This window comes from Cohnella sp. WQ 127256 (genome assembly GCF_024519285.1).
In the GTDB taxonomy this organism is placed as follows: domain Bacteria; phylum Bacillota; class Bacilli; order Paenibacillales; family Paenibacillaceae; genus Cohnella.
The window spans coordinates 1-15,952 of the sequence record NZ_JAMZCY010000004.1 but is presented as its reverse complement, the minus strand read 5'-3'; the positions used below and the strand labels follow the sequence as shown (position 1 = coordinate 15,952).

At 46.4% G+C, this 15,952-nt stretch carries 11 protein-coding genes and 1 rRNA gene; 9 read left to right on the top strand and 3 right to left on the bottom strand.

All coding sequences use genetic code 11. The features are described 5' to 3' along the window. Positions 1-2: 2 nt before the first annotated feature. The 7 genes from M1K58_RS11775 (at position 3) to pcrA (ending at position 11,260) form a co-directional block, all read left to right on the top strand. Positions 3-1,559: a response regulator transcription factor gene (locus M1K58_RS11775; protein ID WP_256759056.1), complete on the top strand. Its 1,557-nt coding sequence runs from the start codon at positions 3-5 to the stop codon at positions 1,557-1,559. 33 nt (positions 1,560-1,592) lie between these two features. Continuing rightward, positions 1,593-2,879 (top strand): ABC transporter substrate-binding protein, encoded by a 1,287-nt coding sequence (locus M1K58_RS11770; protein ID WP_256759055.1) that lies wholly within the window; start codon positions 1,593-1,595, stop codon positions 2,877-2,879. Between the two features lie 73 nt (positions 2,880-2,952). Further along, positions 2,953-5,475, top strand: a complete 2,523-nt coding sequence (locus M1K58_RS11765; protein ID WP_256759054.1) for a U32 family peptidase — start codon at positions 2,953-2,955, stop codon at positions 5,473-5,475. 212 nt (positions 5,476-5,687) lie between these two features. Further along, positions 5,688-7,049: a UDP-glucose dehydrogenase family protein gene (locus M1K58_RS11760; protein WP_256759053.1), complete on the top strand. Its 1,362-nt coding sequence runs from the start codon at positions 5,688-5,690 to the stop codon at positions 7,047-7,049. Positions 7,050-7,063: 14 nt separating this feature from the next. Continuing rightward, entirely contained in the window at positions 7,064-7,942 is an 879-nt protein-coding gene (gene galU / locus M1K58_RS11755) for a UTP--glucose-1-phosphate uridylyltransferase GalU (protein ID WP_306220374.1), read from the top strand. 215 nt (positions 7,943-8,157) lie between these two features. Then, positions 8,158-8,877 (top strand): heptaprenylglyceryl phosphate synthase, encoded by a 720-nt coding sequence (gene pcrB / locus M1K58_RS11750; protein WP_256759052.1) that lies wholly within the window; start codon positions 8,158-8,160, stop codon positions 8,875-8,877. Continuing rightward, positions 8,867-11,260, top strand: a complete 2,394-nt coding sequence (gene pcrA, locus M1K58_RS11745) for a DNA helicase PcrA (RefSeq protein WP_256759051.1) — start codon at positions 8,867-8,869, stop codon at positions 11,258-11,260. The genes pcrB and pcrA overlap by 11 nt, the downstream gene beginning before the upstream one ends. A 57-nt stretch (positions 11,261-11,317) precedes the next feature. Here pcrA and M1K58_RS11740 read toward each other — a convergent pair whose 3' ends face one another. Continuing rightward, entirely contained in the window at positions 11,318-11,692 is a 375-nt protein-coding gene (locus M1K58_RS11740; RefSeq protein WP_256759050.1) for a hypothetical protein, read from the bottom strand. A 172-nt stretch (positions 11,693-11,864) separates the two neighbouring features. Here M1K58_RS11740 and ligA point away from each other — a divergent pair, with 172 nt between their 5' ends. Continuing rightward, the gene (ligA, locus tag M1K58_RS11735) at positions 11,865-13,892 is read left to right on the top strand and encodes an NAD-dependent DNA ligase LigA (protein WP_256759049.1); all 2,028 of its coding nucleotides are present in this window, start codon (positions 11,865-11,867) and stop codon (positions 13,890-13,892) included. A 324-nt stretch (positions 13,893-14,216) separates the two neighbouring features. Here the strand turns inward: ligA and M1K58_RS11730 are convergent, their stop codons facing one another. Together M1K58_RS11730 and M1K58_RS11725 are read right to left on the bottom strand one after the other, a co-directional pair. After that, entirely contained in the window at positions 14,217-14,642 is a 426-nt protein-coding gene (locus tag M1K58_RS11730; RefSeq protein WP_256759048.1) for a lipoprotein, read from the bottom strand. Between the two features lie 103 nt (positions 14,643-14,745). Continuing rightward, positions 14,746-15,162, bottom strand: coding sequence for a DUF4395 domain-containing protein (locus M1K58_RS11725; protein ID WP_256759047.1), 417 nt, complete (start codon positions 15,160-15,162; stop codon positions 14,746-14,748). 674 nt (positions 15,163-15,836) lie between these two features. Between M1K58_RS11725 and M1K58_RS11720 the strand changes: the two genes are divergently transcribed. Further along, positions 15,837-15,952 (top strand): 16S ribosomal RNA (locus M1K58_RS11720); the annotation flags it as partial.

Here is a 15,952-nt window from a genome sequence, read left to right as displayed (position 1 = left end):
GGATGCCCACCATGATGATCGTTGACGACGAGGAAACTATCCGCCAAGGCTTGCGACTAGCTGTAGAACGACTAGCGCCTCGATGGGAAATTGTTGGGTTATTGGAAGACGGTGTTGAAGCTTTGAATAAGGTGAATTCCGTTCAACCTGATTTGATGATTATTGATATTTCCATGCCAGGAATGGATGGATTGGAGCTATGCCACAACTTAATGGAACGGCATCCGCAAATCCACAAAATCATCTTAACAGGGCATAATTCCTTCTCCTATGCCCAGAGCGCGATGCGTTACGGAGTTAATGATTATTTACTTAAACCCTTGCAGCGCAAAGAATTGGTGCAGAGCTTGGATAAGCTGGAGCGAGACATTCTCTTACGTGAAGAAAGCGTCCGCGAGGAGATGCTACGGAGTGACCTGTTGCTTCAGAGGGCTGTCACTGATTTGTTGTCGGGGGAAAATAAAGATACCGTATTGCTGAAGACCGAACTCCGTAAGATAGGCTGGAGAGATCTATTAGGGGATCATGCCGTCATTCTCATGATGGGGGGCGAAGGGAAAGGGGAAGGATCGCTCCTACGACATATGAACGCTTTGCGTAACGCTGTCCTAGAAGGGAATCTAAATATTGAACAAACCTGTGGAGTTAAGATTTCTGCTAATCAAGGCCTGATTTTGATGCAAGGAAACGCTAATCTCGATCAAGCGCAGATGAAGCAATGGCTGTGTGACCAGATTCCCGTGTGGAATAGGAATGAAGGGGGCGACTCCCTTGTGCTAGGCTGCTCGGAATCTTTTCGAGAGCTCGAAAGGATGCCTGAAGCTTATCGCCAAACGATGTTTAGTCTATTCGTCCAAGACGGAGGGACAGAGCGGAAAGGCGTTTTCTTAGAACAGTTTAATGTGGGTGACCGCGAGGAACGGCTAATCAAGGCGATTGAAATCAACGATTATACAAGTGTTGTTGCGATATTGAAGCGTTGGGCTGAGGAGTGTGCTCCTTCAAATAATGGCCATCCGGCATTTAATCCATTACATTTTTTCCATTTTTTCTCTTTGGTCTTAGGTCCTGTTTTAGCTAAAATACATACGAGCCTAAGCGCAAGCTTACAAGAGGAAATCCCATGGCTGCTTTCTAGAATCTATCCCCCCTATTCCTTAGCTTCCTTCGCGGGGACGATTGACCAATTCGCATTGAGGCTTAAGCAGCACTCCTCCGGACAAAAGCCGGAAACAAGGCGCGTAATTGAAGTGGTTAAGCAATACATTAATGACCACTACGGTGATCCCGATCTTAGACTAGAGGTTTTGGCAGGGCTTGTATATATGAATACGAATTATTTAAGCGAGTTATTCAAGCAAGTAACAGGCAATAACTTTATCGATTATTTAACGGATAAGAGAATGGCGGCAGCTAAGCTGCTTCTAAAAGAGACGAATCTTAAAACTTATGAGATTGCCTTGAAGATTGGGTATACGAATCCTAAATATTTCAGTACATTGTTTGGTCGCCTATGTGGCTCTACTCCGACCGAATATCGAGATAAGTCCAACAAATGATCTAACATCCCGTTTTATTCAGAGGTGGACTCCATGAAAAGAGTGATTAGAATAGGCTCGCTTGTAGCGGTAAGCCTATTGCTCCTAGTTGGCGGTTGTGCGCCGAAGACGGAATCGCAAATGCCGGTAAATGCGGTTTCTTCGCAGGAAGCCCAGGAGGTTCTTAATATTTCCGGCTTTAAGTCGGGAAGCGAGCTAGGGACGATTCCTGAGCTAAATGACAAATTCATGCGAGAAAATCCAGGGATCAAAGTCATTTACGAGGGCATGCCCGGCAATTTATACAATACCTATATCGAGACCCGGTTCGCAGCCGGTGATGCTGCAGACGTCGTTATGTTGCATAGCGGAGCAGAAATGTCTAGATATGCGAAAGCTGGCTTCTTAATGGATATCGGAGATGAGGATTGGCTTAACGGCTTTACTCCGGACGCATTGAAAGCGGTATCCTATGAGGGTCAAGTGTATGGCACCCCCAATGATATGGTTATACTAGGTGTATACTATAATCAATTGATATTCGATAAGCTTGGCATCCAAATTCCGCAAGATTGGGATGCTTTTCTTGCTGTTTGCAAGTCTCTTAAAGAAGCAGGAATTAATCCGATAGCGATCGGCAACAATGATGGTTGGATGACCCTTGCAGCGCTATTCACAATGGCTCCGAGTATGATTTATGCTAAGGATCCTGATTATGATAGGAAGTTATTGAGTGGCGAAGTTCACTTTTCAGGTACTTGGGACGAGATGCTCGATAGATGGTTCTCGCTAGATAAGCTAAAATACTTGACTCCTGATAGTGTTGGAATAAGCCAAGAGCAAGCGGTCAGGGATTTCGCTACGGAGCAATCGGCGATGATGATTAACGGGAGCTGGTCGCTTGCCGGAATACAGAAGATGAATGATGACATTCGTGTCGGCATGTTTCCAATGCCCGCAAACAACAAGGGTGAAGAATTAATCGTCTCTGCGGACGTTGGAACCGCTTGGGTAATTAACAAGAAATCCAAACATGCACAGGCGGCTAAGAAGTATCTGGAGTTCTGGTCCAAGGAAGAGAATCTTTCTCTATGGACCCGTAGCCAAGGGGCATTCCTGACAATTAAGGATGGCAATAATGACGTGGCACCGGCTTTCACGAAAATTTCGGCAGCATTGTCGAAGAGTAAAAGCTATCGCTTCTTGAATCAAGGATGGTCAAGCGCAGGGGACGTGACAGCGACCGAGATTTCCAAATCTGCGCAAGGTGTCTATTTAAATGCATTAACACCAAAAGAAATGTTGGAGAACATAGATAACACCTGGGACAAAAACAGTTGACCTCCAATGCCGTTAACGCAATAATGAGAACAGCGAATGCCGTGCTTGATGCGGCTTGGAGGGATTTGTAAAGATGAATGATAAGGTCGCCTTACGGCGTGAAGATATTGAATTGTTAGCACCAGCAGGAGATTGGGAGTGTATGCGGGCTGCGGTAGCGAACGGGGCTAATGCGGTTTTCTTCGGCGTTGAGAAGTTTAATGCGAGGGCTCGTGCACATAACTTCCAGACGAATGAGCTTCCAGAGATTATGGCTTTCTTGCATAAGTACGGAGCGAAAGGCTTTCTTACCTTTAATATACTCGTATTTGAGAATGAGCTACCAGAAGCACGTAAGCTCATAGAGGCTTGTATTGATGCGGGTGTGGATGCAGTCATCGTACAAGATTTAGGGCTTGTTAAGATGATAAGGGAAATATCCCCTGACTTTCCGATTCACGGTTCGACGCAGATGACGATTACCTCCCCGGAGGCGGTTGAGTTTACTAAGCCTTTCGCATTAGAGAGGGTCGTTCTTGGACGGGAAAATAACTTAAAGCAAATTGAGAAAATCGGGGAACAAGCGAAGCTTCCAATGGAAGTATTCGTGCATGGCGCTCTCTGCGTATCTTACTCCGGACAATGTCTGACCTCAGAGGTATGGGGTGGTCGCTCCGCGAACCGTGGGGAATGCGCTCAAGCTTGTCGCTTGCCTTACGATCTGATGGTCGATGGCGTGCACCAACCGATGGGGGACATCGCATATTTGCTCTCTCCTAAGGATTTGGCAGCAATCGATATCGTTCCAGAATTAATAGATGCCGGGGTTACCTCCTTTAAGATCGAAGGACGGCTCAAGAGCCCTGAGTATGTAGCTAACGTAGTAAGCAAATATGGCAAGGAAATCGACAAGTATTTCAGTGGGGATGAATCAGAGCCTTCTAAGGAAGAAGTGCGGGAGCTTCAGCAAAGCTTCTCGCGTGGCTTCACACATGGCTTCCTCGACGGTACGAACAATAAGCAACTCGTGGAGGGCACTTTCCCTAAGAGTCGTGGCGTTTACCTGGGCAAGGTGGAGAAGATCCTTCGTGATGCGGTGCTATGCCGTTTGGAAGCTCCGCTTAAGCGGGGAGATGGTATCGTATTCGACGCTGGCGATCCAACCAAGAAGGAAGAGGGCGGACGCGTTTATGATGTGCGCAGCTCAGGAATGAAGTTGGAAAGCGAAGCGGCTGAAGGTGAGCTAATTGAAATCGTCCCAGGTCGCAATGATGTGGATCTGAACCGAATTCATGAAGGCGATCGGATCTGGAAAACAAGTGACCCGGCTTTGGACAGACGTCTTCGTAGCAGCTATGAGACAGATAAGCCTTATCGTACTTTCCCACTCGCTGTGTCTGTATTTGGACAAGAAGGCGTTCCAATGCGTACAATCTGGACAGATGTCGGCAAGGGAACAACGGTAGCTATCGAATCGGAAATTCCGTTAGAACGCGCGGAGAAGCGTCCTCTTGGCCATGAGGTATTGCAGGAGCAACTAGGCCGCTTAGGTGGAACACTATACTATTTGGATCAATTAGAGGTCGCACTTAAGGGTGAAGTTATCGTGCCGATGCGTGAATTGAACCGGATGCGTCGTGAGGCTGCCGAACAGCTGGAAATTCTTCGCGAGCAGCCACCGCAATATATTAAGCGGCAAGTAGATGAATACGCGGATTCTTTCATTGCGAAGGAAGACGTCTCTGTACAGTCAGGCGAGGTTGAGCTGACAGCTCTCTGTCGTACACTGGAGCAGGTTAAAGAAGTTGTGAAGTCGGATGTATCACTCGTGTATGCAGATTTTGAATTCATTAAGCAATTCCCAGATGCCATTAAAGTGTGTCGTGAAGCTGGCAAACGTATCGCTCTTGCTACACCACGTATTCATATGCCTGGAGAGAATGGGTATCATCGCAATATCCTGAACCTGAAGCCAGATGCCGTGCTTGTCCGCAACACAGGCGCTCTCTACTATTATTTGAAGGAACGCATGGAGAAGCCTGATGAAATTCATCCGCTTCTGATCGGCGATTTTTCGCTGAATGTTGCGAACCATAAGACGGTCGACCTTTTCCGCGAAGCGGGCTGTGATTGGGTGACCCCATCCTATGATCTGAATATCCAGCAGATGATTGATATGCTTAGCCGTGCGGACACCTCTCGGTTGGAGATGGTCATCCATCAGCATATGCCAATGTTCCATACAGAGCATTGCGTATACTGTACCTTTATGAGCGAAGGAACGAATTACACGAACTGTGGTCGCCCTTGTGAAGAGAAGCGGGCTTCCTTACAGGATCGTATCGGCATGTCGCATCCCGTTCGCGTAGATGAAGGCTGTCGTAACACGGTTTACAATGCGATCGAGCAATCCGGTGCTGAATATTTGAGTATGTTCATGGAGCTAGGCGTACGTTCTTATCGAGTGGAGTTCCTTGAGGAAAATGCCGATAAAGTACGTGAGGTGCTCACGCTCTACCGTGCAGCTATTGATGGGAAGATCGGTGGATCGGAAGTATGGCGTAAGCTTAAAGCGATTAATCAGCTTGGTGTTACTCGCGGACAATTGGTGAAATAAATGTAATCGTGGTGGAAGCCTCATTTCCTATTTATTTGATATAGGAGGTGGGGCTTTTTGTACGCGTAGAAAAGTTTGTAGTAGCTCTTAACCTTCTGATAATTTACGTTCCTCTAACATAAACAAGGAAGTTTGTTTTCATTCCGATGCTACAATCGGAGAAAAGCGATTCCGCAGTTAGAGAGCGGTCGATATAGAGGAGAGCGCAGACTATGAAAATGGCAGTCGTTGGAGCGGGAATTGTGGGGCTGACAACAGGCGCAGGGTTTGCGGATTTAGGACATACCGTACAATGCGTGGATATCGATACAGGGAAGATCGCTCAATTATGTCGGGGGATCATTCCCTATCACGAGCCGGGATTGGAAGCATTAGTTACAAGGAATACGTCTGCTGGTCGACTTACCTTTGGACATGATCCATCTAGGCTACTACAAGATGTAGAGCTTATATTCTTAACGGTGGATACTCCTTCGGATGATGCAGATGAAATGTCATTAGCTGCTCTCTGGTCGGTGATCGACCAACTGGAGCCGTGGCCTTCATCTGAGATGAGAAAAATGATCGCGATCAAGAGCTCCGTTCCAGTAGGGACAGCGGAACGAGTGCAATCAAGGATTAGGGGGAGACTTCCAGAACATTGCTCAGTAGACGTAGTCTCCGTGCCTGAATTTATGCGTGAAGGAAGTGCGGTCCGGGACTTCTTCGAACCGACCCGAATTGTGATAGGAAGTGCATCGGCCGAAGCGTCGGAGAGGCTAACTCAGATCTATCAGAGGCTACCTGGGCCTATTATGTCAACGGATTGCCGAAGTGCAGAGCTAACTAAGCTAGCAGCCAACGCGTTCCTTGCAGTGAAAATCTCCTTCTCTAATGAGATCGCTGCATTAGCGGAACAGACGGGTGCAGATTTTCCTTCCGTAGCGCATTCGTTAGGATTAGATCCTAGAATTGGTCCCCATTTTCTTAGTGCAGGTCTCGGATTTGGCGGGACCAGCTTACCGAAGGATGCTCGGGCACTCGTTAGAATGGCGGATGAGGCAGGTGCCCCTCAGACACTTGTAGAAGCAGCCGTTCGCGCGAATGCGATGATTCCACTCCGGATGATCCGTAAGCTGGAGGCGGCACTATCTGACCCAGCACGCCGTAAGGTGGCGCTGCTTGGACTTTCCTTTAAGCCTGGTACTGACAATATGCGTGAAGCGCCGTCCTTGCGATTGGTTGCGGAGTTGAACCGTCGTCATCCAGGTATTACAATAACCGCATATGACCCTGAGGCGAACTCAGTCGCTCGCAAGCTGTTGCCACCATCTGTTATAATATGTGATTCTGCCGAAGAAGCTTTGACGGGTACGGATGCAGCAATCATTGTGACGGAATGGCGTGAATTCCGACAAATTCAGGCAGATGACTTTAAAAATTGGATGAATCGCCCTATAATTATGGATGGAAGAAATACACTCGATGCAGCTGGTCTTAACTCCCAAGGTGTCGTATGTATTGGAGTCGGACGTTTGCCTGTTGTTCCGAAGGAGTTTGTACGAAATGCAGGTGAGCATGTACCGAAAGTCTAGAGAGGATGCCAATCATGAGGATTCGTAAGGCCATTATACCTGCAGCGGGAATGGGAACTCGGTTTCTTCCAGCTACGAAAGCAATGCCTAAGGAAATGCTTCCAATCATTGATAAACCAGGAATACAATACATCGTTGAGGAAGCAGTTGCATCTGGTATTGAGGACATTATTATCGTAACGGGTAAAGGGAAACGCGCGATAGAGGATCATTTCGATAGCTCTTATGAATTGGAGCAGAGCTTGCTCCAGAAGGGGAAGCTTGATCTCCTATCGGAAGTTCAGAAGCCGTCGGATCTGATCGATATTCACTACATACGTCAGAAGGAGCCACGTGGACTTGGACATGCCATTTGGTGTGCACGCAAGTTTATCGGCAACGAACCGTTCGCGGTACTCCTCGGAGATGATATTGTTCAATCCGATGATGTTCCGTGTCTTAGGCAGATGATGGATGTCTATGATAAAGTTCAGGGCTCCGTGCTCGCTGTGAAAAATGTACCGAATGAAGAAGTGTCGCGATATGGGATCGTGGATCCTGACCCATCAGGTGGCGATGGTGATCGTATGGTGAAAGTACGCGGGGTTGTGGAGAAGCCTGCTCCCGAACGTGCCCCCTCTAATATTGCTATTATTGGACGATATATTTTAACCCCAGCTATCTTTGATATACTAGAAACACAAGACATTGGTGCCGGTGGAGAGATCCAATTAACGGATGCGATCTATCGTTTGATGCGTCAAGAATCAGTCTATGCATATCAATTCGAAGGCACTCGTTATGATACGGGGGAAAAGCTTGGTTACTTGAAGACGATCATTGACTTTGCTCTCGAGCGTACTGACTTGAAGGATGAAGTACGTGCGTATTTGGAAGAGAAGCTAGGTCGGTAATGATCGTGTTAGATCAAGAAATCATCGAAAGCTCATCAGCGACTTGAATGCTTGTGTGAAGTACACGCCACTTATCTCTTTAGGAGCAGGTGGCGTTTTATTTTTCTCGTAAGGAAGAACGGGTAACGATCAAAACTCCCTTTCATTCCTTCTTGGAAGACGCGCCGAATTCCTGTAAACTAAGTAATAAACTCTAGAATAATCATGGAGGCTATATGCTCCCTTCCTTTTATAACACATGGAAACATGTCTTTAAGCTTGACCCAGAAAGACCAATTGATGATGCAACACTGGATGCGATTTGCACCTCGGGAACAGATGCGATATTGGTCGGTGGCTCCAGTGGAGTTACATTTGATAATACGGTAGATTTAATGTCGAGGATCCGTAGGTACGAGGTGCCATGTGCATTCGAGTTATCAGATCCTGCTTGTGGCGTGCCTGGCTTTGATGGTTACTTCATTCCAACGGTGCTGAATACGAAGAAATCCGAGTGGTTAATCGGCTATCATGTGGATGCACTAAGGGATTTCGGACATTTGCTCCCATGGGATATGATTGTTGGTGAAGCCTATCTTGTCCTTAACCCGGATTCTACTGTTGCTACTCTAACAGGGGCGGATGCGGGGATTTCCAATGGTGATGCTATCGCCTTTAGCCAAGTTGCGGACAGGCTATGGAACATGCCTATTCTCTATGTGGAATATAGCGGGACTTTCGGTGACATGGAATTACTCAAGAGCATCAAGGCGAATTTGAAGCAAGCGCATTTGTTCTATGGCGGTGGAATCGATGGTCCCGAGAGAGCAGCGCAAGCCGCACTCGCAGCGGATACGGTTGTTGTAGGAAATATTATATATGAAAATTTGGATGCCGCTCTATCAACGGTGGGCGCGGTTAACCTTTCGATAAAGGAGCGAGATCATGTTCTTTGAACGGGATACGAACACTACGAACTCATTAGATATTGAGGCCTCTATTAACAAGCTGAATCCGAAGCAGAAGGAAGCGGCTATCTCGACGAACGGGCCGCTATTGATTATGGCAGGAGCGGGAAGTGGAAAGACGCGGGTGCTTACGCATCGAATCGCGAACTTGATTTCTAAACGTTATGCTCCTCCTTGGAGCATCCTTGCAATTACTTTTACGAATAAAGCGGCTCGTGAAATGCAGGATCGGGTTTCTAAGCTCGTAGGTCCTAGTGGCCGAGATATTTGGGTTAGCACCTTTCACTCCATGTGTGTTCGCATATTACGTAAAGATATTGAACGGATAGGATTCGGTTCCAACTTCAGTATTCTGGATTCTACCGATCAGCTATCTGTTATTCGGAATGTGATGAAGGATAACAATATTGATACGAAGAAAATTGAACCTAAAGCAGTTCAAGGGGCGATTGGCGCGGCGAAAAATGAGCTGTTGAATCCGACTCAGTATGAGCAGCAGCAGGGTGATTATTTCCAAGCAATTGTAGCCAAAGTATACACACAGTATCAACGGAGACTGAAAGCGAACAACTCCTTAGACTTTGATGACCTTTTGTTGTTGACGATCCAGTTGTTCAAGGATGTTCCTGAAGTGCTGGAGTTTTACCAGAACAAATTCAAATATATTCATGTCGATGAGTATCAGGATACGAATAAAGCGCAATATACACTGTGCAAAATGTTAGCTGAGAAGCACCATAACATCTGCGTAGTTGGGGATAGCGATCAGTCGATCTATCGCTGGAGGGGCGCGGATATTACGAATATTCTTAATTTCGAGGCCGATTACCCTGAAGCTCATAGTATTTTGCTGGAGCAAAATTATCGTTCGACATCGAATATCCTAGATGCGGCGAATGCGGTTATTAAGAACAACGTGGGTCGCAAAGTGAAAAATCTATGGACGGACCAAGACGGTGGGGACAAAATCACGGTATATCAAGGCGATTCCGAGCATGAGGAAGGTTATTTCATCGCTGGTGAAATTCGCAAAAACCGTCAAAATGCTCGTCGCTATAGTGATCATGCCATTTTGTACCGGACGAATGCGCAATCACGGGTAGTGGAGGAGGTCCTTATTAAATCTGAGATCCCTTATCAGATCGTAGGGGGCATCAAGTTCTACGATCGTAAAGAGATCAAAGACATCCTTTCCTATCTGCGCTTACTATCCAATCCAGATGATGATAACAGCTTGAATCGGATAGTTAACGTACCGAAACGGAGCTTAGGCGATACAACGATGGCTAAGGTTCAGGGTGAGGCGACTCGTAAAGGAGTATCCATGCTCCGTTTTCTGAATGAAGGAGATGGGTTGCTTGGAGATGGTCTGTTTCACTTGGATATTCAGAATCGTGCCAAAGCGGCTTTATCCCAATTCCGAGACCTCATCAATAACTTAAGTGCAATGGTCGAATACTTGTCAGTAACCGAACTGACGGAGAAGCTGCTTGAGATGACCGAATACCGCTTGGAGCTGCAACGGGAAAATACACTTGAATCTAAGTCTAGGCTTGAGAATATTGAAGAGTTTCTATCCGTAACACAAGAATTCGAGAAGCGTAACGAAGATAAGTCACTGATCTCTTTCTTGACGGAATTGGCATTGGTAGCGGATATTGACTCGATGGATGACGACGATGAAGATGGTGGTGATGCCGTCGTCCTGATGACGATGCATAGCTCCAAAGGGTTGGAGTTCCCGATTGTATTCATCGTAGGTGTGGAAGAGGGCTTATTCCCGAGTAGCCGATCCTTCATGGATAATGCGGAGATGGAAGAAGAGCGTAGACTTGCTTATGTAGGGATTACAAGAGCGGAGAAAAAGCTATACTTAACTTGTGCGCGCATGAGACTGCTCTATGGTCGGACGAGTCAAAATGCACCTTCACGTTTCCTTGAGGAAATTCCGAGTGAGCTGAAGGAAGCCGTTGAGACAGCTAGCGGTGGTGGACGTTCCGGTTCTTATGGAGGATACGGCTCTCGGGTTAGTGGAAGCGGTAGTGGCAGTAACAGTACGGGTGGTTTCGGAGCACGACCTGCTGCATCTAGTGCTGGGGGTTATGCGCCATCCGGATTTGGTGCTCGTCCGACAATAGCTCCAATGAATAGTGGGGCGGTTGTCCGTCCGGCGACGGTATCTGCCTCTAGTCCTGCTGGTGAAGGCATGGCAGTTGTTGCCGGTGATAAAGTGCAACACGCCAAATGGGGTGTGGGAACGATCGTTTCCGTCAAGGGGACAGGCAACGATGCTGAATTGCAGATTGCTTTTCCCGCACCAACTGGCGTTAAAAGACTGCTTGCTGCATTCGCTCCAGTAACCAAGATATAAGAAAACCTCCGTATCAATCACGGAGGTCTGCTACGGGCTCGTTCAGAGCCCGTTTCTTCATTTGGGGTCAAGGCTGTTGATATCTTGATGTCCATAGCCTGGATGGTAATAATCTGTGGTACGTAACTCCTGTAAAATATCCATATACTCGATATGCCGTTTTGTCTCTATGGTGCCAATCTTATAAATATAACGGTAGATTTCAATCAATTTATCGTTATATTGATTTGTTGATTTATCGTGATCGGCCGATTTGTACGGAAGATGGGCACGTAGATAGGTTTGTTCTATCGCCTTTTGCTCTTGATTCAACAGCTCGAGCAAATGATCGCGTTCTTCCTCCGTTGCCATAATGGTAAGCTGATCCGTCAACAAGGGCTCCTTGCTTACGATACTTGCCGAGACGGAAGCGTAATAACGCTCTTTATCCATACTCCTCACCTCCAAGTTTATGTGACTATTCATCATTAAACGGGGAGAAAGTGATATGAAACAAACAAACTGCTTGAACGGGGCTCTGACACTCGATTTGACACAGGTATAGCGCTAAAATAGACTAGGGGAAAAGCTAGCTACTATTATAATAAAGTGAGGTCGAGTAAGTATGGCGCATACGGAAGCCCTAGAACGGATGAAAGGGCTCGTCGCTGAACTCAACGCGCATAGCCATCGTTACTACACAGAAGATAATCCTACGATCAGCGATAAAGAATATGATGTGCTTTATGATGAATTGACCGGCTTGGAAGCGGTAAGTGGGACGGTATTGCCGAATTCTCCTACACGTAGGGTCGGGGGAGATATTCTTAAGGGATTCGAACCGCATCGTCATTTATCTAGGCTATGGAGTTTAGATAAGGCGCAAAATATCGAGGATTTGAACGCATGGGTAGCCCGAGTTAATCGTCTTATTACGGACTACAATGCCAAAAATCCGGATGAGCTACTTCCTCCTCCTGAATTTGTGTTAGAGCTGAAATTTGATGGGTTATCTTTGAACCTGACCTATGGGGATGGCGAGCTTTCACAATCCGCAACACGGGGGAATGGGGAGATCGGGGAAGGTATACTGGCTCAGGCTCGTACGATCCGAACTGTTCCGCTGACGATTGGGTATACCGGCGGAACGATTGAAGTGCAAGGTGAAGGCTTCATGCGCTTATCTGTGCTAGAGACATACAACACTACGGCATCAGAACCACTCAAGAATGCGCGCAATGGTGCAGCTGGAGCACTTCGCAATCTGGATCCACGGGTTACGGCTTCGCGTAAGCTGGATGCCTTTTTCTATAATGTTGGTTATGCAGAAGGTATTGAGTTCGAGAACCACAGACAGATGATTGCTTTCCTACGCGACAATAAGTTCCCGGTGAACCCTTACACTGCTTATTTTTCTAAAATAGAAGATCTTATCGTTGAACTAGATTCGATTGTGGAGCGGCGCGACAGCTTAGATTACCTCATAGATGGGGCCGTGATTAAGCTGACCGATATGAGAACGCGTAATGCTCTCGGTTACACGGACAAATTTCCTCGGTGGGCGGTCGCTTTCAAATTTGAAGCGGAAGAAACGACAACTGTGTTGGAATCCGTATCTTGGGAGTTAGGCAGAACGGGCAAGGTTACTCCACTCGCACGCGTTGAAGCCGTCGAGCTTTCTGGTGTGACGGTTCAGAATTGCACACTTAACAATGTCGGGGATATTGAACGGAAGAATCTGTCTCATGCTCTTGGAACGCGCGTATTTATTCGCCGCTCCAATGATGTTATTCCTGAAATTCTCGGCAAAGCGGATGACGAGGAAGGTAGTACGATCGTGGTTCCAATAGCATGTCCGGGTTGTGGCTCACCACTCGAAATGCGAGGGGCACATCTGTTTTGTAACAATCGTCTTGGCTGCAAACCGCAAATTATCGGACGGATTACGCATTTTGCTTCCCGAGATTGCATGGATATCGAGACCTTCAGCGGGAAGACGGCTGAACAGTTGTACGATGAATTAAATGTTCGTGAACCAGCGGATTTGTACAGTCTGAGCTTCGATGACCTCGTTAAGCTGCAACGATTCGGCGAGAAGAAAGCGACTAACTTACTCGCTGCATTAGAGAAATCCAAGTCGCGGGAGCTTGCTCAGTTCCTAAATGCTCTTGGTATTCCTAACACGGGCAAGGCTACGACCAAAATGCTTGCGGAACACTTTGGGGATTTGGATCGCTTAATGGTTGCGGAAATAGATGAACTTGTTGGGTTATCGGATGTTGGTGGTATTGTTGCGGAGAGCATCTATAGTTACTTCCGTGATCCACTTGCGCTGGAAAGTATCGCTCGGATGCGAGAGCGAGGCGTGAAAGCAGAAGCAGTAGTATCTGCAGCCGCAAGCGCAGATGCAAACCATCCTTTGTATGGGAAAACCGTAGTATTAACCGGTACACTCTCGGTTATGACACGCGACGAAGCAGCGCAAAAGCTAGAGGCACTAGGAGCTAAAGTATCAGGAAGCGTTTCTAAGAAAACGGATCTTGTTATTGCGGGCGAAAGTGCGGGAAGCAAGCTGACAAAGGCTCGCGATCTAGGGGTTCCAGTTCTAGAGGAAGAGTCGGAATTACTGAGGCTACTAGGCGGAACGAGCTAACGATTACCGATTAGTTATTGAGCGTACATGAAAATCATAAGATGATTTATTGTGGAGCTATCTCTTGGGTCTATGTCGACCTTGAGAGATAGCTCCTTTGTTTCACGATTCAGAAAGTATAAAATCCGCTATCCGTAACTGAATCGTCTCCGACATAAACGACTAACGCCATCCCCAAGGTCGGCGTTAGTCGTTTATGCTTGTACCCGTTATAACTACTCGTAATAACTCGAATTGTGAGCCCAACTCATCTGTATATTTTCATATAATTATATAATGTTATGGTGTGAAGCTTGCTTGTTACTTCCTACACGAACAGAGGACTTAATCCAGTGCAGCCCGTACAATCTTACTATCTTTCGAGTTCAGTTGAATATAACCTCCGCCAGAGCCTTCGCTTACAACTTCAACAAGCTTTGATCTTGGAGAATGCCAAATCCCATAGATCTGTGGTTCAGAGGAAGCGGTTGGATCAATGCTGCTGATGGTTATCTTGTAATCCGGATTCCGTGACATGGATACCATTACATTGCTCTCCGCCGCCTGCTTCAAGATGAGTTTGATTTCTATAGCTTTGGCAGCATCCTTAATTGTTTTGTATGTCTGATAGGACATTTCGTTTGAAGTTGGTTTGCTTATTTCTACTATGATATACGGCTCTGGGTTATCTATCTCTGGAGTAGAAGTGTTACACCCTGATAATAAGAAGATAGCTAACGCAACTAGTATCCACACTCGAATTCTTTTCAATTGTCATTCCTCCTTATTATGTAAGAAGACGTGTGGGGGGACAGTAATGTTGCGTATGAAAAAGGTCACCTCCAGTAGGGAAGTGACCCTGTTTAATGATGGATTATGTTCGAGTAAATCTTCCTGCACGAATTTGCTTGATCCAGAAATATACCGTACATCCGATACAGTAGCCTAGCAATGCTGCGCTTGCGGCGAGAAGTAACATCGCAGAGAATGCATATGCTGCAATTTGCCATTCGAAAGCAAACGAGAGGAGTGCAAGGGTTAGGAATAGAACAGCTAACACGTTGTTAAAGCGTTGGAGTTCAAGGGCTTGCATCTCCTCGCCCTTTCCCTTGAGAACAAGCTTACCAATAAGTATGAATAGATTGAAACGACCCTCAGTCAATATCCCAGCAAGCTGCACAACCCATAAAGCTGCCAGAATCCATGGTTGGTGGAATAGAAAGGAGAGAATAACGGTAATAACGATTCCTGTCTGATTCGCCTTTACATACCTCATTGGAACTTCGCGCATATTGAATCACCTCAATGTCGATGAGTTTACTTGTATTAAATGTAATTCAAATTGACAGGGAAGGCAATAGGTATTGTAGCTGTAAGTAGGATAATCTCTTAAGAATGGTGTTCGCCTAAATCACGCAATCCACTCTCAGCCGACTGAAGTGGACTAATGACCCGGAAGTCTAGAATAGGCGGGTTCAAAACTGCAGGGGCGAAAGTCGAGAAATGATGAGCACTAAGCCGCTGGGAGCGGTTTAATTCCATCTGAGTTAGCGTTTCACGCATATATAGCACAGAAACAATTATTCTTAGGCCTGACAACGATTGTTTAATACCATTACGCTGTTAAATAGATAGTTCAGGAATAATAGCTTCATTAGAGTGGAATAGCGATGACATTCAAAGAAAGTAATTAGCTATATGCAATGTTAACTGTATTAAATTTCCTCAATAAAAACAGTTGCAATCGTCTAGGTGGCTGTGATATATTATTTAAGCCGCTTCAAGAGGGCGCACGACAAGCCGACAAATAGCGAGTCGAACGAATCACAAATTGTTCTTTGAAAACTGAACATCGAGCGTAAGAAAACGAACAAAACGTCGGAAGATGGCTTCGGCTGTCGGAAGACAAACCAGTTGTAAAGATTGAGCCTTCAAGGCTCTTTAATACGAAGCTTCGGCTTCACTATTATGGAGAGTTTGATCCTGGCTCAGGACGAACGCTGGCGGCGTGCCTAATACATGCAAGTCGAACGAATCTCTGATGGAGCTTGCTCCTGATGAGGTTAGTGGCGGACGGGTGA

Coding starts and splice junctions, on each gene's coding strand:
- pcrB (WP_256759052.1), top strand. CDS start 8,158: ATGCTCCCTTCCTTTTATAACACATGGAAACATGTCTTTAAGCTTGAC.
- galU (WP_306220374.1), top strand. CDS start 7,064: ATGAGGATTCGTAAGGCCATTATACCTGCAGCGGGAATGGGAACTCGG.
- M1K58_RS11770 (WP_256759055.1), top strand. CDS start 1,593: ATGAAAAGAGTGATTAGAATAGGCTCGCTTGTAGCGGTAAGCCTATTG.
- M1K58_RS11760 (WP_256759053.1), top strand. CDS start 5,688: ATGAAAATGGCAGTCGTTGGAGCGGGAATTGTGGGGCTGACAACAGGC.
- M1K58_RS11725 (WP_256759047.1), bottom strand. CDS start 15,162: ATGCGCGAAGTTCCAATGAGGTATGTAAAGGCGAATCAGACAGGAATC.
- pcrA (WP_256759051.1), top strand. CDS start 8,867: ATGTTCTTTGAACGGGATACGAACACTACGAACTCATTAGATATTGAG.
- M1K58_RS11740 (WP_256759050.1), bottom strand. CDS start 11,692: ATGGATAAAGAGCGTTATTACGCTTCCGTCTCGGCAAGTATCGTAAGC.
- M1K58_RS11775 (WP_256759056.1), top strand. CDS start 3: ATGCCCACCATGATGATCGTTGACGACGAGGAAACTATCCGCCAAGGC.
- ligA (WP_256759049.1), top strand. CDS start 11,865: ATGGCGCATACGGAAGCCCTAGAACGGATGAAAGGGCTCGTCGCTGAA.
- M1K58_RS11765 (WP_256759054.1), top strand. CDS start 2,953: ATGAATGATAAGGTCGCCTTACGGCGTGAAGATATTGAATTGTTAGCA.